The organism is Streptomyces johnsoniae (assembly GCF_031845565.1).
Lineage (GTDB): Bacteria > Actinomycetota > Actinomycetes > Streptomycetales > Streptomycetaceae > Streptomyces > Streptomyces johnsoniae.
The window spans coordinates 277,914-297,956 of the sequence record NZ_JAVREV010000002.1 but is presented as its reverse complement, the minus strand read 5'-3'; the positions used below and the strand labels follow the sequence as shown (position 1 = coordinate 297,956).

Below are 20,043 nucleotides of genomic sequence, written 5' to 3'. Positions count from 1 at the left end.
CTTCGGTGGGCGGGGCGTCACGCTGTCCACGTGCGTGACGGGCGGGTGGTCAGTGGGGGATGCCTTCGATGATGTCGCGGGCGCCCTGGCGCAGTAGTTCGGCGCAGACGCGGGTGCCGAGGACGGCCGGGTCGTTGCTGTTCTCGCCCCAGTGGTGGGCGTGGACGAACTTGGAGCCGTCCCGGGAGAAGACCATGCCGCGCAGGGACAGTTGCCCGTCGGGTTCGGTGACGCAGTAGCCGGCGATGGGGCTGTTGCAGTGTCCGCGCAGGCCGTGCAGCATGACGCGTTCCGCGGTGACTTCGCGCATCGTCCTGTCGTGGTTGAGTCGGGCGAGGAGCCCGGCCACGGGGCCGTCGTCCCGTCGGCACTGGAGGCCGAGCACGCCCGCGCCGACGGCGGGCAGTATCTCGGCCGCGGTGAACACCTGGCGGGCGCGGTCGGTCAGTCCGATGCGTTCCAGGCCGGCGAGGGCCAGGACCATGGCGTCGAGGGCGGGGCCGGGCTTCTTGCCGTCCAGCTTCTCCACGCGCGTGCCGACCAGGCCGCGCAGGCGCACCACGTTCAGGTCCGGCCGGACGCGGCTGATCTGCGCCTTGCGCCGCACGGCGGAGGTGCCCACGGTGGCCCCGGCGGGCAGGTCGGCCAGGTTGTGCCGGTCGCTGCCTTCGGGGAACAGCAGGACGTCGCGCACGTCCTCGCGCGGCAGGTAGGCGGCGAAGACCAGGCCTTCCGGGAGGGGGACGTCGCCGGGCACGTCCTTGACGCAGTGCACGGCCATGTCGACTTCGCCGCGCTGGAGCATCTGGTCGATGCGCTTGGTGAACAGGCCCTTGCCGCCGAGTTTGGCGAGGTCGCCCTGCCACAGGTCGGCCTCGGTCGTCACCGGTACCGGCTCCACCGCAAGATCGGGGGCGTGTTTCTTCAGCAGGGCGGTGACCTGCTCCACTTGGGCGAGCGCCATCGGGGAGCTGCGGGTGCCGATACGCAGCGGCCGGTCGGCCGGGAAATCGGTCAACGAAACGTCCTCTTCTCTTCTTCGGTGCGGCGGGCTTCACGGTAGCGGGGGCCATCGTGCAGGCGGGCAGCGATGAGTGGGTGCAGCAGCGCGTAGGCACGTGGTGGTGGCGCCAGGCGGAAGGCGTCGATCTCCTCGTGCTGGAGCCGGATACCGGCGATCTGGGCCGCGGTCAGGGCGGGGGCGGTGAACACGAATGCCAGCCGCCCGCGCCGTCCGGGGGCGCCCGGGGGTATCCACTCGATGACGCGCGCAGGGCCGGGGTGGACGTCGAGCCCGGTTTCCTCGCGGGTCTCCCGGCGCGCGGCCTCGCGCGGGGACTCGCCGGCCTCCACGATGCCGCCGGGCAACTGCCAGAAGTTCCGCCCGCGGGGCGGAGCAGCAGCAGGCGGCCGTCGGTGTCGGTGAGCATGACGGCAGCGGTGAGCGGGTGTCCCGGAGCGCGAGTCACTTCTTTCGGTTCTTGAGGCTGTCGACGATGTCGGCGGCGTCCGCTTCTGCGGCCTCGCGCACCTCGTCCGGGGCGGCGGGCGCGGACGCGATGTTGGCGATCAGCCCCAACGCGTTGATCTTGGCGAACAGTTCGTCGTCGGGCACGTCGGCGTAGGGGTCTGGGGTCGTCATGCTTCTCCTCGTTGTTGGGGTGTGGTTGCCCGCCCCGCGGCCAGCGCGGGGCGGGCGCTCCCCCTCGCGCGCGGGTGGGTTTCGGGGGCTGCCCCGGTCTGCGACGGGGCGGCCCCGCTGCGCGCGAGGAGATCGGGGCCCTGCCGCCGTGGTGTGGGACTGCCCCTCCGGGCCGGTGTCGGGGTCAGACAGCGGCAGGGCAGTCATCTGGGACGAGCGGCCCACAGGACGGTCGCGCGGGTCATGACGAACGATTCACCCGAGGCGAACTCCAGACGTTTCGCGCCGCCGCGCATGGTGGTGAGGTCGCGGACGGTGAAGTCCTGCCCGCCGATCGTCAGCCGGTCGCCGCGGGCTATGGTCTCCGCGGTGACCTCCACCGCGGTCATGATCTGGCCGGGCCGCGTCAGGGGCCTGCCGGTCACGACGCGGCCCCCTGGCCGTGGCGGGACGCGGTGCGCGGCTCTCCTGCGGGCACCGGCCCGGGCTCGGGCGGCGGCTCCGCAGGGGCGGCGGCGGGATAGATCAGCGTGTTGCAGTACCGGCAGTGCGCGCCGTCGTCGCGGCGGTCGAGCGTCCCGGGGTGGCGGCAGTCGGAGGTGGGCACGGGCGCTCACTCCTGCGCGACAAGGACGAGGGCGACCAGGGCGGCGAGGCCCAGCAAGTTCGCCGCGATGAGGAGTTCACCGGCGCGGGCACCCAGCAACCCCCAGGCGCGGATACAGCGGCCTGGGCGGCGGCGGTGCCGCGCGCGGCGCAGCGCCGTCACCGGACTTGCTCCAGTACGTCAAGCAGGGCGTCAGGGTCGGTCAGGCACGTGGCGGTCGGGGGAATCAGCCACCAGACCGCCTCCGCGTGACCCTGGGCGTCCGCCGGCGGGACCAGGATCGGCAGCCCGCGCATCAGGACCAGCACGCCCAAAGCTGCGGGGTCCCAGTCGGCCGCCGAGCCTCTGGGCACCAGCCACGTCATGGTGTGCAGCGCCCGGTCCTCGATGATGGGCCCGGACCGTTCCCGCAGCACCCCGACCGCGCGGACGCCGACGATCGACGGGACGCGCACGGCGTCCCACCACCGGTCAGACGGCAAAATCGCCGCACCACCAGACGGCAACCAATCCGGCAAAGTGTTGGCGGTCACCGCGCCGTCTCCCCTGAGAGCACCCGTGTCAGGGCCGCGCAAATGCGGGTGGCCTCCACATGGGATAGGACCAGTTGTACTGTCCCGAGCAGGTGGTCAACGGCATAGAGCGCGATCGGGACACGTACCTCCCCGGTGGCTCTGTCGACGGCCACCGGGCCCGTGCCCAGCGAAGCGTGCCACTTCTCAGTCATGGGACTCCTACGGAAACCATCTGTGATGTGCTGGTTACCGTAGGAGGTCGCCGAGTGGTCGAGGGGGACACTTCGTCCCCCTCGACTTACCTGTCCCCCTATCCGTGCTCAGGCGCAATCCCGATGGCCTCTGCCAGACGCGCTGCCTCCGGCCGCAATGCTCGCGGCGCCCGCCGCCACAGATCAGCGGTCACACCACGCGCTGACGGCGTGAAGGCGACGGTCTCCGAACTGATCTCGTGTGCCATCACCATGACGTGCAGCGCGGCCGTGCGGTCCCCGCGCTGGAGATGCCCACGGGCAACCTCGACCCACAGACGGGCCCTACGCTCCGTGCTGGGCATTGTGTCGGGGGCGAGGTCATCCGCGATAGACAGCGCGCGGCGCGCCACTCGAAGATCAGTAGCTACGCTGACAGCGTGGAAGTCCGTGTTCGCCCGGCCGAAGACCGTACTCGGGTGGACGTACCCGGCCGGCAGCGACTTCGCCGTCTGATCCCCGGAATCCCAGAACCGCCATGCGTCTCCCTCTCGCCCCTCACGCGCGGAAGTGACCGCGGCGTGCAACTGGAGGGCCCCGTAGAGGCCCCGCCAGTCCTCAGGCGCGTCCGCCAGGTGGGGCCGCAGTATGTCCGCCGCGTCCGTCACCACCCGCAGCGCTTCCTCGGGATACGCCGTCTCGCGCACGATGTTCGCCATCGACCACGCCGCCGCGGCGATCGCCGCAGGGTCGTCCGCTTCCTGGGCGGCGGACAGTGCCCGGTCGACCACCACCCACGCCAGCTCGGACGGGGCGACGTAGGCGGTGGCCTGCGCGGTGAGCCGGTACACGTCCGCCAGCGCCACGAGCGCACGCCGCCGTGACGTGCTGTTCGACGCTCGCGCTGCGACTTCGGTATCTCTGATCAGGTCGGGCAGGAGCGTCCCCACCTCGGTACGCTGCCGCGTGGAGCTGTGCCACAGGCGCCACGTCTGGTCGACGCGCGCCTGAAGCGCGGCGACGTCGACAGGCTGTTCTTCGTCCCGCGGACCGAGCTGGCGCCTCATGACGGCAGCCCAGATCTCTGGCAGTGCGGGGTGCGTCAGACGTCCGAGCGGCACCGGCTGCACGGCCTCGGGGATGCCGCCAGTGATCAGGGACACGTCGGGGAGCTGGAGCGCGGCAGCGAGGCGCATCAGCTGTGTATGTGACCGGAGTTCACGGTCACCGCGTTCGATCTTCTTGAGCCAGTCCGGGCCGCGCCCGCACAGGCCCGCGAGCACAGGACGCGACATCCCGCGCGACTCCCGCAGGACACGGATACGTTCGCCCGGGGACAAGCTCTCCAAATGGTCAGGGGTGTGTGCCATGCTGGTTCTCCCGTTCCAGAGGTCGCACTCAGAACGGTACTCTCGGCCAAGCGCCGGGAACAGCGAACGGCCCCGCCATCAATGGCGGGGCTGTTGTGCTGCCAGGGTCTACGTGGCGGGCAGGCCGGAGCCGGGGCAGGTCGAGCGGTCGCCCTGCGGCTGGTGAGTCGGCGTCGGCGCGCGCCTCGGGACGCCGACGTGTACGCCCCGTGGGCACCGAGCAGTCTAGGAGCGCCAGCAGGGCGGAACGACGAAGCGCCCCCTGCCCGCCACCCCATCGGGGGCGGCGGGCAGGGGGCGCAGTCAACGGGCGGTGACCAACTGGTAGAGGGTGAGAGCCAGACCTGCGAGAGCCACGAGCGCGGCCACGGACGGCAGCGGCCAACGGGCACGCTCCAGCGAGTCGAGCCGATCTGTTGTGCGCTGCTGCCAATCGGTTCCGCCTCGCTCAAGCGCATCCAGTCGCCCGTCATGGGGCATCCAGCCGCGCGGCGTGCTCGCGCATCGTCTCCGCCGCCTGGCCGTGCCGCTGCATCAGCAGCGCCAACGCGCCGTCCGTACGCGTGAACCCCACCTCGATCGTGTTCGACCGTACCGGGGCCGGGCGGTCTGTCGTGCACCCGGGCACGGGCGAGCGCCGCGGCAAGCGGGTCCGCCGGCCCTGCACCACTGGCGACGCCACCACCGCCGGGCCGCGACTACATCAGCCGCAGTTGCGTGTCCGCGGCGCGCGGGCGTGGCACCGCGGCCGTGGTGCGGACCGTGTCCGTGCCGAGGGCGTCGAGGCGGTCGAGGAACGGGGAGCGGCGTGCGGCGCGCACCGTGCCGTGCCGCAGCCGTTCCGCGGCGTGGCTCAGGTACAGCCGCCGCTGCGCCCGCGTCATCCCGACGAACAGCAGCCGCCGTTCCTCCGCCTCGCCCTCCGGGTCCGGCTCCGCGCCCGGCCAGCGCAGCGGCAGCAGCCCGTCCTCACAGCCCACCACGAACACCACGGGGAATTCGAGCCCCTTCGCGGCGTGCAGCGTCAGCAGCGAGATGCGGTCGGCCCGCGGGTCCCAGGTGTCCACCTCGACGCCGAGCGCCAGTTCGTCCCGGAAGCGCTGTTCGTCGCCGCCGCAGCGGTCCGCGAGCGGTCGCAGCAGTTCGACCGCCTCGCGGACCACCGCGTCCTCGTCCTGCCGCAGCTCGGCCCAGGACCGCCCGGCCGTCAGCGCCGCGAGCACCTCGGGCACGCCGGGCCGGTCGGCGAGCCGGTCGTGCGAGCGCTTCTGGAACGGCAGCCCGGCCCGCGTCAGCGCCTCGATCACGGCCCGCGCCTGCCGGTCCGTCCGGTACAGCACCGCGAAGTCGGAGAAGCCGAGCCCTTCCGCGCCCTCCGTCTCCGCCCAGCCGCTGTCCCTGGCGTGGAACGTCGCGCCGCCGAGCAGTTCCTCCACCGTGCGGGCCACGAACGTCGCCTCGGCCTGCTCGCCGCCCGCCGGGCGCACTCCGACCGGCGCGCTGCCGTGGTCGCCCAGCGGGCGCAGCTCCCGGTCCGGCACCAGCGTCGTCGGCGCGATGACCCGCTGTGCCGCCGTCAGCACCGGGGCGCTGGAACGGTAGTTGCGGGTGAGCTGGACCGTGCGGGCGCCGGGGAAGTCCTCGCGGAAGCGCAGGAAGAACCCGACGTCCGCGCCGCGGAACCGGTAGATCGCCTGGTCGGGATCGCCGATCGCGGTCAGGTTCCCCTCGGGGGTGGCGAGCTGGCGCAGCAGCCGGTACTGGCGTTCGTCCACGTCCTGGTACTCGTCCACCGAGATCCAGCGGTAGCGGTCCCGGTAGGCGGCGGCCAGCTCCGGGTCGGCCTCCAGGAGCGCGAGCGGCAGGTCGATGAGGTCGTCGAAGTCGACCAGGTCCCGGGTGTGTTCCGCCAGCTCCTCGGTGATGCCGAAGTCCGCGTCGAGGCCCGCCCGTTCGTGTTGCTCCCGCAGGATGGCCAGGCCGAGCGAGTGGAAGGTGGCGATCGTCAGCTCCGGCGCCTGCCGCGGCACCAGCGCGGTGAGGCGTTCGCGCATCTCCTCCGCCGCGCGGCGGGTGAACGTGATCGCCAGGCAGTGCCGCGGGGCCACGCCGTGCTCGGTGACCAGGCGCGCGATGCGGTGGGTCAGCGTGCGGGTCTTGCCCGTGCCCGGGCCGGCGATGATCAGGAGCGGGCCCTCCGTCACCGCCGCGGCCGCGGCCTGTTCCGGGTCGAGGCCGTGCGGCCCGGCCGCCGGCGCGGAGCGCTGCGCCGGAACGGGCGCGGGCGCGGGCGCGGTTGTGGGAACGGGCGCGGGCGCCGGGGCGCGCGCGGGCTTCGCGCTCCGCGCCTCGGGCGCGGCCCCGAGCTGTGCGTCGTCGAACAGTGACGGGGTGGCCCCGGCCGCCGCGCGGCGCAGCTCGCCCGGCTCGAACAGCCGGATCACGCCGTACTCGCCGTCGAACCCGGCCTCCCGGATGACCTCGCCGCGCCGCAGCCTGGCCACCGCCTCGCCAAGCGGCGCCGAGAGGGCGGCGATGTCGTCCACCGGAACCTCCTGGAGGATCGAGAGCTCAGGACCCAGGGCGGCCGTCAGCTTGTCGATCTCGCCGAGCACCCGCTTGCTCTTCGGCCCGACGCCCACGATCTCGCTCATCACCTCGGGCAGCGGGACCAGACTGGTGAACCCGGCCGCGCCCGCCGGCCGCAACGGCGTTGCGCGGTCCGCCAGTTCCTCGACCCGGCTGAGCACACCGACCGTCAGCGGCCTGCGGCACTCGGGGCAGATCCCGCCGTGCGCCCGCGTCTGCACCGGGTCCATCCGCACCCCGCACTTGCGGTGCCCGTCGGTGTGGTACTTGCCCTCCTCGGGGAAGAACTCGACGGAGCCCGCGTGCCCCTGCCCGGTCTCCATCGCACGCCGGACGGCGAAGTACGACAGGTCCGTGTCGAAGACGGTCGTCTCCCGGCCGAGCATCGGCGGCGAGTGCGCGTCGGAGTTGCTGACCAGGCGGTACCGGTCGAGCCCGGAGATCCGCCAGTTCATCTCGGGGTCGCTGGAAAGCCCGGTCTCCAGCGCGAAGATGTGCCCCGCGAGGTCGGCGTAGCAGTCCTCGATGGCGTCGAAGCCGGACTTCGAGCCGAGCACCGCGAACCACGGCGTCCACACGTGCGCGGGCACCAGGAACGCGTCCTGGCTGCACTCCAGGGCGATTTCCAGCAGGTCGCGCGAGTCGAGACCGAGGATCGGCCGCCCGTCCGACGCGATGTTCCCGATGCGCGCCAGCCGCCGGTTGAACTCCTCGGCCGCCGCCAGGTCCGGCAGGTAGACGAGGTGGTGCACCTTGCGGGTGCGCTCGTCCCGCTTGTAGATGGTGGAGATCTCCACCGACAGCATGAATCGCACCGGCCGCGCCGCGAGCGCCGGGGGCAGCCGCCGGGCGATGTCCGCGTCCAGCTCGTCGCGCAGCCGGAACAGGCCGGGCTCCGCCGGGACCAGAGTCCGCGTCAGATGCTCGAACCACGCGGGGTGGGTGAAGTCGCCCGTGCCCACCAGGGTGATGCCCTTGCGCCGTGCCCACCAGGTCAGATGTTCCAGATCGCAGTCCTTGCTACAGGCTCTGGAGTACTTCGAGTGGATATGCAGATCGGCGTGGAAGCGCATCTGCGGCATCATTCCACAGGTGAACGAGCAACCCTTGACCGGCGGAAACGCCAACGCCGGAGTGGTGCGCGCGGGCGACACCGTGCGCCGTCCCGCCGGGCCGTGGACGCCGGCCGTGCACGCCCTGCTCGACCATCTGCACCGGGCCGGCTATCCGGCCGCGCCCCGCCCGCTCGGCATCGACGAACAGGGGCGCGAGGTCCTGACGTTCGCGCCGGGCGCGACCGTCTGGCCCGAGCGGTTCGGTCTGCTCGACCCGGCGGCGCGGCTGGCCCGCGTGGCCCGGCTGATCCGTGAATTCCACGATGCCGTCGCCGACTTCACCCCGCCGCCCGACGCCGCCTGGAATGTCCTGATCCCGCCGGACGGCGACGAGATCATCGCCCACCACGACCTCGCGCCGTGGAACCTGGTGGTCGAAGACGCCACCGACGCCTGGACGTTCATCGACTGGGACGTGGCGGGACCCGGGACCCGGCTGTGGGACCTCTCCTACGCCGTGCACGGTTTCGTGCCGCTGTCCGCCAACCCGGCCTTCCGCCGCGAGGACCGCCAGGCCGCGGCCAGGCTGCGGCTGTTCGCCGACGCGTACGGCCTGGACGACGAGGCGCAGCGCCGCGCCCTCGTTCCGCTGCTGTGGGAACGGTCACGCGGCATGTACGACTTCCTCGCCGCCGGGCACGCGTCCGGCAGGCAGCCGTGGGCGACGCTGTGGGCGGAGGGCCACGGGGACGCGTGGCACGGCGACGCCGCCTACGCAGAGGAACGCGCCGAGCTGTGGACGCGGGCCCTGCTCGACTGATCCCGCACTCGTCCCACGCGCGCCCGCGCCCGCGCTACCAGGCGACGGCGAACGCGCGCGCCGGGTTGCCCACCAGCGCCGCCTCGGCCACGCCGTCGCCGAGGCGCTCGGCCAGGCGCGGCCGCAGCGTGCCCAGGAGGTACGGCATGCCGGGGCCCGCGCCGCCCGTGGCGCGCGCCGCGGCGGTGGTCGTGTCGGTGCCGAGCAGCACCTGCCCGGCGTGGCCCGCCTCGACGAGCGCCGTGAGCACGTCGAGCAGCCGGGCGTCCGCCGCCCGGGGCCCGGGCACGTCGAAGGCGAGGAACGCGCCGGTGTCCGCCGCCTGCCGGGGCACCCGCGGATCGGGCGAACGGCCGAGGTGGCCGAGGATCACCCGCACCGGCGGAACGTTCAGCGTGCCGCACAGCAGGTCGACGGCGTCGAGCGCCGCCGTGCCGCCCTCCAGGTGCACCGCGACGGGCGCCCCGGTCGCGTGGTGTGCCTCGGCCGCCGCGGACATGACGTGCCGCGCGTGGGCGTCCAGGCCGTGGAGTGCGCCCGCCACCTTGATCAGCCCCGCCCGGGCCGGGCCCGCCGGGCCGTCCGGGTCGTCGTCGTTGTGCAGGCCGCGCGTCAACTCGGCCACGAACAGCTCCGCGAGCCGGCCGCCGACCCGTTCGAGCAGCGCGGGCGTGTAGTGCCGCGCCTGGTGCAGCCCGGTGGCCGCGACGATGTGGACGCCCGCGGCGCGGGAGACCTCCGCCAGCCGCCCGGCCCGCCGGCCCATGCCGAAGGGCGTCCACTGCACCACGGCCCGGCCGCCAAGATCCGCGAACGCCCGCGCCTCGGCGACGGCCGCGGCCGGGTCGTCCAACTCCCGCCCGGCCGGCCGCGGCCCGGAGATCAACCCGGAGAGGAAGAGGTGGTCGTGCGCGTCGCACGCGCCGAGGTCACCCGGCGGAACGTCGCCGAGCACGGTCCTGATCGCGGCCTGACTCATGGAAACCGAGCGTACGCGGCAGGCCACGGCGTTCGCCGGGGTCCGTTGAATCCCCGCCCCTGCGCCCCTGCGCCCGGTTTCTGCTGGCACCATGGCACGTGTCTGGCATTCCCCTGTCAGGCGCGTGACCCACCGCTCGGCCCACTTCCCCAGGGGGACGTCATGTCCGACCAGAACCCTTACCAGCCGCCGTCCTCGGGCCCGTACCAGCCGCCGCCCGGGCAGCAACAGCCGCCCGGGCAGCAGCCGTCCGGCTACGACTCGACGTCCTACCCGCCGCCCGCCGCGGGTTACCCGCCGTACGGCGGGCCGCCCGGCGGCTACGCGCCCGACCCCAACGCGCCCTACGGCTACGACCGGATGGGGCGCCCCTTCTCCCACAAGTCCAAGATCGTCGCCGGGGTGCTCCAGATCCTGCTCGGCGGCGTGGGCGCGGGCCGCTGGTACACCGGCCACACCGGCATGGCCGTCGCGCAGCTGCTGACCTGCGGCGGGCTCGGGATATGGGCGCTCATCGACGGCATCATCTTCCTGGTGAGCGAGGACCGCACCGACTCGCGCGGTCTGGTACTCAAGGGCTGACCGTGCCCGTGCCTGTGCCCGGGCTGTCCCGGCGGCTGACGTCCCACCCCGCGGCCCCGCCGCTCGCCGCGCTGGGGGCGGGCCTGGCGGGCGCCGCCTACCTGTGGCAGACCAACCCGCACGAGGGCGGTTCACTCCTGCCGCGCTGCCCCCTGAACTGGGCAACCGGCCTGGAGTGCCCCGCCTGCGGCGGGACGCGCATGGCCTACGACCTCCTGCACGCGGACATCGCGGCCGCGTTCCAGGACAACGCGGTCCTGCTCGTCCTCGGGGTCCCGCTCGGCGCGTGGCTCGGCGGGCGCTGGCTCGTCGAAGGGCTGCGCGGCCGGCGCTACCGCCCCCGCTTCACCCGGTGGCAGGGCACCGTCGTGCTGGGCGGCGCCGTGCTGTGGGCCGTGCTGCGCAACCTGCCGTTCTGAACGCGGCCCGCCGCTACTTCACGAGGTGACGAACGACATGACCCCGGCCCGCGAATCCGTGGTGCGCATCGAATACTGCACGCAGTGCCGCTGGCTGCCGCGGGCGGCGTGGCTGGCGCAGGAACTGCTCGGTACGTTCGAGGCGGAGCTGAGCGAGGTGGCCCTGGTGCCCGGCACCGGCGGCGTGTTCCGGGTCAGCGTCGGCGACGCGGTGGTGTGGGACCGGCGGGAGCAGGGCTTTCCCGAGCCCACCGCCGTCAAGCGCCTGGTCAGGGACCGGGTCGCCCCCGGCCGCGGCCTCGGGCACGCGGACCGCTGAACGCCCGGCCCGGGGCGGCTCGTTCCGGTGGCCGGGGTCAGGACGGGGTCACGAGGCGCGCCTCGTAGGCGAAGATCGCGGCCTGCGTGCGGTCGCGCAGGCCCAGCTTCACCAGCACCCTGCTGACGTGCGTCTTGATGGTGGACTCGGCGACCAGCAGCCGGCCGGCGATCTCGGCGTTCGACAGGCCGTGCGCGATCAGCGTCAGCACCTCCGTCTCGCGTTCGGTCAGCTCGCCGACCCGCACCCCCGCCGGCGGGGAAGGCGGCCCGCCGCGCCGTGCGAACTCCACGATCAGCCGCCTCGTCACGGTCGGCGCGAGCAGCGCCTCGCCCGCCGCCACCACCCGCACCCCGTCGGCGAGCTGGCGGGCCGAGGCGTCCTTCAGCAGGAAGCCGGACGCCCCGGCGCGCAGCGCCTGGTACACGTACTCGTCCAGGTCGAACGTCGTCAGCACCAGCACCCGCGGCGGGTCGTCCGCGGCGATGATCCTGCGGGTCGCCTCGATACCGTTCAGCTCCGGCATGCGGATGTCCATGAGCACCACGTCCGGGCGCAGCGCGGCGCTGCGTGCGACGGCCTGGACACCGTCCACCGCCTCGCCCGCCACCTCGATGTCCGGCTGGGCGTTCAGCAGCACGGTGAAGCCCTCGCGGACCATGACCTGATCGTCGACGAGCAGCACCCGGATCGTCATGCGGGCTCCTCCGCGTGCTCCGCGTTCTCCGCGTTCTCCGCGTTCTCCGCGTTCTCCGCGGGCAGGGGCAGCGGGAGGAAGACGGTCGTCTCGAACCCGCCGTCCGCCGCGGGTTCCGCCGTCATCTCGCCGCCCAGCATCGCCACCCGCTCCCGCATGCCGGTGATGCCCTGCCCCGCGCCCGGCGAAGGCGGCACCGGCGCCTGCGGCGGGCCGTTGACCACGCGCAGGCCGAGACCGCCGAGCACGTAGGAGACTTCGACGCGGGCCGACGCGCCGGGGGCGTGCCGCAGGGTGTTGCTCAGCGCCTCCTGGATGATGCGGAACGCCGACAGCTCGACGCCCTGCGGCAGTTCGCGGACGGCGCCGGTGACGGCCTTCTCCACGGTCAGACCTGCCTCGCGCACGTTGTCCAGCAGCCCGTCGAGGTCCGCGAGCGTCGGCTGCGGCGCGTCCGGGGCCTCGTAGTCCTCGGCGCGGACCACTCCGAGGACCCGCCGCAGCTCGGCCAGCGCGGCCACCGCGTTCTCCCTGATCGTCGCGAACGCCTGCGTCAGCTCGGGCGGCGGGCTGTCCACCCGGTAGGGGGCGGCCTCCGCCTGGATCGCGACGACCGACATGTGGTGCGCCACCACGTCGTGCAACTCGCGGGCGATGGTGGTGCGTTCCTCCAGCTGCGTGCGCCGGGACCGCTCCCGCTGCGTGACCGCGACCTGCTTCACGACCTCGCGGCGCGATTCGGACCAGCCGCGCACCAGCAGAATGGTGAGCAGCGTGAGGAACGAAACGACCGCCATGATCAGCGTGTTGTCGCTCTGCCACGGCTCACCGGCGTACATCACCACCAGGGCGCTGGCCAGCACGGTGATCGTCCACATCTCCGCGACCACGCGCGCCCTGGCCCGCACCGCGACCAGGGCCATCACCAGCGTGTGCGCCACCAGCTGGCCGGTGAGCCACGGCCAGTGGGCCGACACTTCCCAGAGGGCGAGGGCCAAGAATCCCGCGAGCGAGAGCCACCACGCGCCGACGGGCCGGAACAGCGCGGCGATCAGCGGGATGCCGAAGAAGAGCACGCTCAGCCGTATCGGGTCCCTCTCCCAGTAGCTGAACTGCGAGACGGACATCAGCATCGTCACCACCGCGGTGAGCGCGACGGCCGCGTGCGGCAGCCAGCGCGCCGGGGCGCGGAGACGTTCGGGCAGGCGGCTCAGCGGCGGACCGTTGACCGGCAGGGGCGGGATCGGCCGGAACGCGAACGCGTCGGTGATCAGGTCCGCGCGCAGCGCGTCGAGCCAGCTGCGGGCGATGCGGAGTTCGGTTCTGAGGCTGTGGTGCTGGACGGTCTGAGGCACAGCGACACGGTAGGCGGCGGAACGGGCCGCGGTCGTCCCCGGTACTGCGGATACCGCGGGGTCCTCCTCAGGTACTACGGCCCTCATCCGCTACGCGGAAGGGCGGTTCCTGGCCACCGCCGCCGCGGCGCCACAGGTCCTCGTAGCGCCGGACGACCGGCGGGTGGCCGGGCAGCGGCTCCGGATGGCCGGCGCGCAGCCCGTCGAGCGCGATCGCCAGGATGCGGTGCGCCGCGTTCTCCTCCTCGGCCGGGCTCGGAGCCGTGGCCCGCGTGCTGAACTTCCCGATCAGCAGCGACACGTCCAGCGCGGTGACGTCCCGGCGCAGCACGCCCGCGGCGTGCGCGCGGGCCACGACCGCCTCGGCCAGCTCCTGGGCGGCACGGGCGGCACGCCACATGTCCTCGGTCGAGGCGATGGTGCCGGCGAGCGGCGCGAGCGCGCCGAAGCCGAAACCGGCGCAGCGGCGCACGTAACCGGCCAGGCCTTCCCACGGGTCCTGTGCGCGCAGGGCGGCGCGGGCGGCGTCCGCGAGCCGTTGCATGGAGTCGACGCACAGGTGCTGGAGCAGCTCCTCCTTGGTGCGGTAGCGGCGGTAGAGGCTGCCCATGCCGACGCCCGCCCGTTCGGCGACGGCGGAGACGGGCGCGTCGAAGCCCTGGGTGAGGAACACCTCGCGGGCGGCCTCGATGACGGCCCGGTCGTTGCGGGCGGCAGTGGCCTGCGGTCCCGGCTTGCGGCGGGCGGGGGCATCGGGCATGCCCAGAGGATACGCCTTGCGGAGCGTATCGCTCCGGGTTACGTTGGGGCCGCGCAACTCGGAGCGTTCCGCTCCGGGTGGCGACGGTGTGGGAGGCGCGCGGCCGCGTCCGGAGGGGAGAGACATGCAGGCAGTGATGCTCAGGGAGTTCGGCCCGCCCGACGTGCTGAGGGCCGAGGAAGTCCCCGATCCCGAGCCGGGACCCGGGCAGGTGCTCGTCCGCGCCGACGTGGTCGGCGTCACGTTCGTCGAGACCCAGACCCGCGCGGGCCGCGGCCCTGTCGCCGCGCACCGCCCCACCCTGCCGGTCATCCCGGGCAACGGCGTCGGCGGCACCGTCACCGCGCTCGGCGCGGGCGCCGACCCGGCGCTGCTCGGGCGCCGCGTCGTCACCACGACCGGCGGCAGCGGCGGCTACGCCGAACTCGTCGCCGTCGACGCCGCCGAGCCGATCCCCGTTCCCGAGGGCCTCGGCACGGCCGAGGCCACCGCGCTGCTCGCCGACGGCCGCACCGCCCTCCTGCTGACCCGCGTCGCCGCGCCCGCCGCGGGGGAGTGGGTGCTCGTCGAGGCCGCGGGCGGCGGCGTCGGCAGCCTGCTGGTGCAACTCGCCGCGGCGGCGGGCGCGCACGTCATCGCCGCCGCCGGCGGCGAGGCGAAGCTGCGGCTCGCCACCCGCCTCGGCGCCCGCGCCGCCGTCGACTACACCCGGCAGGACTGGCAGGACCGGGTGCGCGACGCCACCGGCGGCGCCGGCCTCGACGTCGTCTTCGACGGCGTCGGCGGCGCCGTCGGCACGGCGGCGGCGGGCCTGCTGCGGCCCGGCGGGCGGCTGAGCACGTACGGGCTCGCCGCCGGCGCGCCCTCCGCCGTCGACGAGGCAGAGGCCGCGCGCCGCGGACTGACGCTCCTCGGCTTCGGGCCGCCGCCCGCCCCGGCCGACCTGCGCGCGCTCGCGCGGGACGCGCTGGCCGAGGCCGCCGCGGGCCGGCTGCGGCCGACGATCGGGCAGACGTTTCCACTGGCTGCCGCGGCCGAGGCCCACGCGGCCATCGAGGCCCGAACGGCGCTCGGCAAGACCCTGCTGGTCCCGGCCGCCGCGGTCGCGGAGCCGTGACCGGGCGCGGCGGACTGCCCGCGCCGTTCCTCCCCTCCTCCCCTCCTTCCCTCCTCCTTGACCCGCCCCCGCGCGTGGGGTCCACTGTGGGCGGCCCGCATGATCACGGAGGCGCAAAGGAGAGACGCGTGGGTGACGACCGCGACGACCGCGACGACCGGGACGACCGGGACGACCGGGACGACCGGGCGGTTTACGAGGTGCTGGACGAGCGGTTCCGCACCGGGCGCTGCACGCTGGGCGATCAGCGGCTCGAAACGCTGCACACCGGATCGCGGTGGGCCGAGGGGCCGCTTTACGTCCCCGCCGCCCGCTTCCTGCTGTGGAGCGACATCCCCAACGACCGGCTGCTGCGCTGGGACGAGACGACCGGCACCGTCGGCGTGTTCCGCAGCCCCGCCGGATTCCCGAACGGCAACACGCTGGACGGCCAGGGCCGCCTCGTCACGTGCGAACAGGGCAACCGGCGCGTCACCCGCACCGAGCACGACGGCTCGGTCACCGTCGTGGCCGACCGTTACCGCGGCAAGCGCCTCAACAGCCCCAACGACGCGGCTGTCGCGTCGGACGGGTCGATCTGGTTCTCCGACCCGGACTTCGGGATCGTGAGCGACTACGAGGGGCACCGCGCCGACAGCGAGATCGGCGCCTGCAACGTCTACCGCGCCGACCCGGACAGCGGCGAGGTCACGCAGGTCGCCGACGGCTTCCGCGGGCCCAACGGCGTGATCTTCTCCGACGACGAACGCCGCCTGTTCGTCTCCGACAGCAGGGCCGGGCAGATCCGCGTCTTCGACGTGCGGGAGAACGGCACGCTGTCCGACGGCGAGGTGTTCGCCGAATGCCCCGCGGGCTTCGACAACATCCGCCTGGACGACGCCGGCCGGCTGTGGGCCGCCGCCCTGGCGGACGGCGTTCACTGCTACGACCCGGACGGAACGCTGATCGGCCGCCTCCGGGTGCCGGAGACGGTGGCGAACATCCGCTTCGGCGGCGCGCGCCGCAACCGCCTGTTCATCGCCGCGAGCACCACCCTCTACTCGCTGGTGATGAGCGTCACCGGCCTGCCGTCGCAAAGGCGTTGAGACCCGTCAGCTCCGCGGAAAGATCCCACAGCCGTGCCGCCTGCTCCGGGTCGCGGGCGTGCGCGGCGACGCCGGGGACCAGGCCGCCGCCGGCCGGGGCGGGCCAGGCGGGCGGAGCGATGTCGCAGTCCTCGCAGTAGACCCCGCCGCGGTCGGCCAGGCGCGGGGAGGTGGCCGCCCACACCTGGGTCGCGGCGCCCTGCTCCGGCGTCTTGAACGTGGGGTTCGTCGCGTTCCCCTGCTCGTCGATCCACCCGGCGTCCACCATCTCGGCCTGCGCCAGGTGCCGCTGGAGAGGCGTGAGAATCCCGCCCGGGTGCAGCGAGAACGCCCGCACGCCGTGCGGCCGCCCCAGCGCGTCGAGGTGCAGCGCGAACAGCGCGTTCGCGGTCTTCGCCTGCCCGTAGGCCAGCCACTTGTCGTAGCCGCGCGTGAACTGGACGTCGTCCCACCGCATTCCGGAGCCCTGGTGGCCGGCGGAGGACACGGCGACGACGCGTGCGCCGCCGTGTGCGCCGCTGCGTGCGAGCGCCGGCCAGAGCAGGTTGGTGAGCGCGTGGTGGCCGAGGTGGTTGACCGCGAACTGCGCCTCCCAGCCCGGACCCACCCGCGTCTCGGGGCAGGCCATGATGCCCGCGTTGTTGATGAGGAGATCCACGCCGCGGCCCGAGTCGAGAACGGCCCGCGCGAACGCGCGGACATCCGCCAGGTCCGCCAGGTCCAGGCGCGCCACCTCGGCGCCGTCGAGGCCGGTGACCGCCTCCCGCGCCGCGTCGGCACGCCGGGCCGGAACGATCACCCTCGCACCGGCCCGCGCCAGGGAACGGACCGTCTCAAGACCGAGGCCGGAATAGCCGCCGGTGACGATGGCGAGCTTGCCGGACAGGTCGATGCCGTCGAGGACGCCGTTCGCCGTACTCCGGGCGTCGAAGCCGGAGTTGATGGGCCGCTGGGGCGTGCTTGTGGGTGCCATGCCGTGACGCTACGAGCTGGAGCACTCTCGATGTCAATCACCGCTGTCAGCCGCTGTCAGCCGCTGTCAGCCGCTCCCGGCCCGTGTCCGCTCCCGCCGGACCGCTGCGAACCAGGTCGTCGGCCGCGGGCGGACCAGAGGCGCGGCCAGCAGGCGGACGGGCGGGGAGGCGAGGGCGGCGGCCAGCGCGGCGGAGAGCAGCAGGAGCAGCAGTTGCTCGGCGCCCGAGCCGACCCAGTCGACGGCGAACGCGGCCTCGACCGGCCTGATGACCAGGGGATGCAGCAGGTACATGAACATCCCGCCCGTGCCGAGCGCGGTGACGAACGGGATGCGGCGGCGCGGCGCAAGCCTGATCACGCTCAGCGCGACGGCGGCCCCGCACGCCAGGATCGCGCCGCGGTCCGTCCAGGCCCAGGGCGCCTCCGCCAACCCGCCCTCGCCGTAGGGGCCCCGCAGCTTCAGCGCCTCCAGGTCGACCCGGTCCCTGAGCCACCAGGAGACCGCGAACGCCGCCCCGAGCACCGCCGCCGCGGCCCGGCGGCTCCACCGGGCGGACAGCACCCCGGCGAGCGCCCCCTGCCGCAGCTTCCAGCCGAGGAGGAAGAAGGGCAGGAACCCGAGTGTCCTGGCCGCGGAGAACTGGAGGCCGAGCGCCGGGATGTAGCCGCTGACCAGGGCGGCGACCACGGAGGTGGCCAGTGGGTGGGGGAGCCGCGAGAGAAGGGGCAGCGCGGCCCGCCACGTGAGGAGGGACAGCAGAAACCACAGGGACCAGGCGGGCCCCGGTATCTCGTTCGGCCACTCGCGGTGCGACATCATCCACACCTCGGCGGACTGGAGGCCGACGATCGCCAGGTAGGGCACCGCGATCGACTCCGCCAGGTGACGGGCGCGGCGCAGCGTCAGCGGCTCCGCGCTGCTGAAATAGCCGGCGAGGAGCGCCAGCATCGGCACGCGCATCGCCCACGTCGCGATGTGCAGCCAGCGCAGCCCGTCCCGGTCGGTAATGGTGTCCGCCGCGTGCATGAAGACGACCAGAGTCCCGGCGAGCCAACGGAGGTTGTCCCAGCGCGGGTCCCGGCTCCGTTTCCGCCGTGACGTGCTGGTCCGCTCCGCGGCAGGTCGCATGGTGCCCGTCCCCTTTGCCGCGCCTACTCGATAAGTACGCGGTATGTCATTGCGACGGCGCGGTCCTGCCCGCGCAGGCCCGCCCCGGAGCCCGTGGCCCGGACCCGCACGCAACGTATGTGCGCGGCCCGCCCCGTGGCGTCCCTCGCGGCGCCGAACTCACCGCCTCCCCCGCACGGCGGACGCGCCCCGCCCGCAAGTACGTCATCGCGGTGCCGCCCCGCCGGCCCGGGGCCCCTTCGGCGCCTGCCATCCGCTGAACCTGCCCGTCCGCCGCGTCCCCATGGCACCCGCGGGTCCGCTTCGGGACGGATACCGCATCCACCCATGGAGCGACGGCAACTCCGCGATCTTGCCTTTAGGGTCGGCCTGCACCTCCTGTTCCACCTGCTGCTGAGAGAAGACCCGCATGCGGCGACTCGTCGTGCTACTCATCGCCCTGGTCACGCTGTTGCCGCCCGCCGCGACGGCCCGCGACGCCGAACGGGCGCCCCAACTCCCGGACACCCCCGTGGCCCGGCAGCTCTCGTGGCTGCTCGCCGCCTCGCACCGGCTGCCCCTGGCAGAGTCCGAGATGCGCGCGCACCTGTCCGATCCGCTCCTCGAATCGCTCGGGCCCGACGGCCTCAACGACATGCTCGCCGAGGCCGGCGGCACGAACGGCCTGAGCCTCGGCTCCTACCGCGCGCAGCGCGAACCCCGCGCCGGCTCCGAGGCGTACGCCCTCCTCACCGGCGGCACGGGCACACACCACGCCGTCGTGGTGACCGACGCCGACGGAGCCATCGCCTCGCTCTTCCTCACCCCCCTTCCGCACTCGTGGGCGGAGCTGACGCGACGGGCCGCGGCCGTCGCGCCGGATGTCTCCTTCCTCGCCGCCGAAATCGATGAGCCGGACGACCCCGGGGAGCCGGGGGAGTGCCGGCCGGTGCACACCCTTGCCCCCGCCACGCCGCGGCCGATCGCCTCCGCGTTCAAGCTGTACGTGCTCGGTGCCCTCGCCGAGGCGGTGCACTCCGGACGGGCCGAGTGGGACGAGCCGCTGGCGGTGCGCGACGAGTGGAAGGCGGGGGGCGGCGGCCCCGTTGCGGAGCTGCCCGCGGGCACCCGGCTCACTCTGCGCGAGTACGCGGACCACATGATCTTCTACAGCGACAACTCGGCGACGGACCACCTGATGCACCGCCTCGGCCGCGGAGCCGTCGAGGCGCAGCAGGCCCGCTTCGGCATGGCCGACCCCGCCGCCAACCTTCCCTTCCTCCTCACTCGCGAAATGTCACAGCTGAAGACGGCCGACTATCCGGTGCACGCCGACGCGTTCGCCGCCCTGGACGAGGACGCGCGCCGCGCCTACCTCGACCACGTGGTGGCCGGACTGCCGGTACCGGACACCATCTGGAGTGAGCCGCGCTCCATCGCCACAATCGAGTGGTACGCCTCGGCGGCCGACCTGTGCCGGGCGTTCGCCGGTCTGCACGCACAGGCGGCACAGCCGGGCCAGGAACCTGTGGACACCTCTCTTTCTCTTATGGGCACCCGCATCCTCGGTCTCGACACGGAGACCTGGCCGACCGGCTGGTTCAAGGGCGGCTCAGAACCTGGCGTCGTCACCCGCAGCTTCATGGCCGCCTCCGCCACGGGTGAGACTTACGTCGTGTCCGTCCTGGCGAGCGACCCGGAGAACAACGTGAGCGACGCGGCCACGGTCTCCGAACTGCTCGCCCTGTCGGCCGGCGCCTTCCACCTGATGCAGTAACCCCCGCACCGGCCAGCACCGTCCCGCATCGCCCGGCACCGCCCGTGCCGGGCGGAACGGGTGGGATGGGTGAGGCCGCTG

21 protein-coding genes and 1 pseudogene are annotated in these 20,043 nt (G+C 73.7%); 7 read left to right on the top strand and 15 right to left on the bottom strand.

Going from position 1 to position 20,043, the window contains the following annotated elements; translation table 11 throughout:
• Nucleotides 1-49: 49 nt before the first annotated feature.
• The 9 genes and pseudogenes from hemC to RM779_RS04415 all read right to left on the bottom strand — a co-directional run bounded on the left by hemC (nt 50) and on the right by RM779_RS04415 (nt 7,987).
• Nucleotides 50-1,018: a hydroxymethylbilane synthase gene (hemC, locus tag RM779_RS04455; RefSeq protein ID WP_311615993.1), complete on the bottom strand. Its 969-nt coding sequence runs from the start codon at nt 1,016-1,018 to the stop codon at nt 50-52.
• Nucleotides 1,015-1,386, bottom strand: a pseudogene (locus RM779_RS04450) (NUDIX domain-containing protein); the annotation flags it as partial. The pseudogene RM779_RS04450 and the gene hemC, both read right to left, overlap by 4 nt.
• Nucleotides 1,387-1,465: 79 nt before the next feature.
• Nucleotides 1,466-1,642, bottom strand: a complete 177-nt coding sequence (locus RM779_RS04445; protein WP_311615990.1) for a hypothetical protein — start codon at nt 1,640-1,642, stop codon at nt 1,466-1,468.
• 203 nt (nt 1,643-1,845) lie between these two features.
• Nucleotides 1,846-2,067 (bottom strand): hypothetical protein, encoded by a 222-nt coding sequence (locus RM779_RS04440; RefSeq protein ID WP_311615989.1) that lies wholly within the window; start codon nt 2,065-2,067, stop codon nt 1,846-1,848.
• Nucleotides 2,064-2,249, bottom strand: a complete 186-nt coding sequence (locus RM779_RS04435; protein ID WP_311615987.1) for a hypothetical protein — start codon at nt 2,247-2,249, stop codon at nt 2,064-2,066. The genes RM779_RS04440 and RM779_RS04435 overlap by 4 nt, the downstream gene beginning before the upstream one ends.
• A 6-nt stretch (nt 2,250-2,255) precedes the next feature.
• A complete protein-coding gene (locus RM779_RS04430) occupies nt 2,256-2,411 on the bottom strand; it encodes a hypothetical protein (RefSeq protein WP_311615985.1) in 156 nt (51 codons plus the stop codon).
• Complete coding sequence (locus RM779_RS04425; protein WP_311615983.1) at nt 2,408-2,704, bottom strand: hypothetical protein; 297 nt, start codon at nt 2,702-2,704, stop codon at nt 2,408-2,410. Before RM779_RS04425 ends, RM779_RS04430 begins: the two co-directional genes overlap by 4 nt.
• Nucleotides 2,705-3,074: 370 nt before the next feature.
• A complete protein-coding gene (locus RM779_RS04420) occupies nt 3,075-4,325 on the bottom strand; it encodes a helix-turn-helix domain-containing protein (protein ID WP_311615981.1) in 1,251 nt (416 codons plus the stop codon).
• A gap of 698 nt (nt 4,326-5,023) precedes the next feature.
• Nucleotides 5,024-7,987 carry a UvrD-helicase domain-containing protein gene (locus RM779_RS04415; protein ID WP_311615980.1) on the bottom strand — a complete coding sequence of 988 codons (2,964 nt, stop codon included), beginning with the start codon at nt 7,985-7,987 and terminating at the stop codon, nt 5,024-5,026.
• Nucleotides 7,988-8,006: 19 nt separating this feature from the next.
• Between RM779_RS04415 and RM779_RS04410 the strand changes: the two genes are divergently transcribed.
• Nucleotides 8,007-8,789, top strand: coding sequence for a phosphotransferase (locus RM779_RS04410; RefSeq protein ID WP_394813217.1), 783 nt, complete (start codon nt 8,007-8,009; stop codon nt 8,787-8,789).
• Between the two features lie 34 nt (nt 8,790-8,823).
• Here RM779_RS04410 and RM779_RS04405 read toward each other — a convergent pair whose 3' ends face one another.
• Nucleotides 8,824-9,768 carry a phosphotriesterase family protein gene (locus RM779_RS04405; RefSeq protein ID WP_311615978.1) on the bottom strand — a complete coding sequence of 315 codons (945 nt, stop codon included), beginning with the start codon at nt 9,766-9,768 and terminating at the stop codon, nt 8,824-8,826.
• A 162-nt stretch (nt 9,769-9,930) separates the two neighbouring features.
• Between RM779_RS04405 and RM779_RS04400 the strand changes: the two genes are divergently transcribed.
• Genes RM779_RS04400 through RM779_RS04390 form a run of 3 tightly spaced genes read left to right on the top strand, consistent with a single transcriptional unit; the run spans nt 9,931 to nt 11,088 of the window.
• Nucleotides 9,931-10,350: a TM2 domain-containing protein gene (locus tag RM779_RS04400; protein ID WP_311615976.1), complete on the top strand. Its 420-nt coding sequence runs from the start codon at nt 9,931-9,933 to the stop codon at nt 10,348-10,350.
• 2 nt (nt 10,351-10,352) lie between these two features.
• Nucleotides 10,353-10,769, top strand: coding sequence for a DUF2752 domain-containing protein (locus RM779_RS04395; protein ID WP_311615974.1), 417 nt, complete (start codon nt 10,353-10,355; stop codon nt 10,767-10,769).
• Nucleotides 10,770-10,806: 37 nt separating this feature from the next.
• Entirely contained in the window at nt 10,807-11,088 is a 282-nt protein-coding gene (locus tag RM779_RS04390; protein ID WP_311615972.1) for a SelT/SelW/SelH family protein, read from the top strand.
• Nucleotides 11,089-11,125: 37 nt separating this feature from the next.
• Here RM779_RS04390 and RM779_RS04385 read toward each other — a convergent pair whose 3' ends face one another.
• The 3 genes from RM779_RS04385 to RM779_RS04375 are packed head-to-tail and all read right to left on the bottom strand — an operon-like array spanning nt 11,126 to nt 13,900.
• Nucleotides 11,126-11,785, bottom strand: a complete 660-nt coding sequence (locus tag RM779_RS04385) for a response regulator transcription factor (RefSeq protein ID WP_311615969.1) — start codon at nt 11,783-11,785, stop codon at nt 11,126-11,128.
• Complete coding sequence (locus tag RM779_RS04380; RefSeq protein WP_394813216.1) at nt 11,782-13,227, bottom strand: sensor histidine kinase; 1,446 nt, start codon at nt 13,225-13,227, stop codon at nt 11,782-11,784. The genes RM779_RS04385 and RM779_RS04380 overlap by 4 nt, the downstream gene beginning before the upstream one ends.
• Nucleotides 13,208-13,900, bottom strand: a complete 693-nt coding sequence (locus RM779_RS04375; RefSeq protein WP_311615965.1) for a TetR/AcrR family transcriptional regulator — start codon at nt 13,898-13,900, stop codon at nt 13,208-13,210. The genes RM779_RS04380 and RM779_RS04375 overlap by 20 nt, the downstream gene beginning before the upstream one ends.
• A gap of 124 nt (nt 13,901-14,024) precedes the next feature.
• Here RM779_RS04375 and RM779_RS04370 point away from each other — a divergent pair, with 124 nt between their 5' ends.
• Together RM779_RS04370 and RM779_RS04365 are read left to right on the top strand one after the other, a co-directional pair.
• A complete protein-coding gene (locus RM779_RS04370; protein WP_311615963.1) occupies nt 14,025-15,017 on the top strand; it encodes a zinc-binding dehydrogenase in 993 nt (330 codons plus the stop codon).
• Between the two features lie 200 nt (nt 15,018-15,217).
• The gene (locus RM779_RS04365; protein WP_311616510.1) at nt 15,218-16,102 is read left to right on the top strand and encodes an SMP-30/gluconolactonase/LRE family protein; all 885 of its coding nucleotides are present in this window, start codon (nt 15,218-15,220) and stop codon (nt 16,100-16,102) included.
• On the opposite strand, the gene RM779_RS04360 is transcribed toward RM779_RS04365, so the two are convergent.
• Nucleotides 16,074-17,075, bottom strand: coding sequence for an SDR family NAD(P)-dependent oxidoreductase (locus RM779_RS04360; RefSeq protein WP_311615960.1), 1,002 nt, complete (start codon nt 17,073-17,075; stop codon nt 16,074-16,076). The genes RM779_RS04365 and RM779_RS04360 overlap by 29 nt on opposite strands.
• A 66-nt stretch (nt 17,076-17,141) precedes the next feature.
• Nucleotides 17,142-18,206 carry an acyltransferase family protein gene (locus RM779_RS04355; RefSeq protein ID WP_311615958.1) on the bottom strand — a complete coding sequence of 355 codons (1,065 nt, stop codon included), beginning with the start codon at nt 18,204-18,206 and terminating at the stop codon, nt 17,142-17,144.
• A 409-nt stretch (nt 18,207-18,615) separates the two neighbouring features.
• On the opposite strand from RM779_RS04355, the gene RM779_RS04350 reads away from it, so the two are divergent.
• The gene (locus RM779_RS04350) at nt 18,616-19,962 is read left to right on the top strand and encodes a serine hydrolase (RefSeq protein ID WP_311615956.1); all 1,347 of its coding nucleotides are present in this window, start codon (nt 18,616-18,618) and stop codon (nt 19,960-19,962) included.
• The last annotated feature ends 81 nt before the right edge of the window (nt 19,963-20,043 follow it).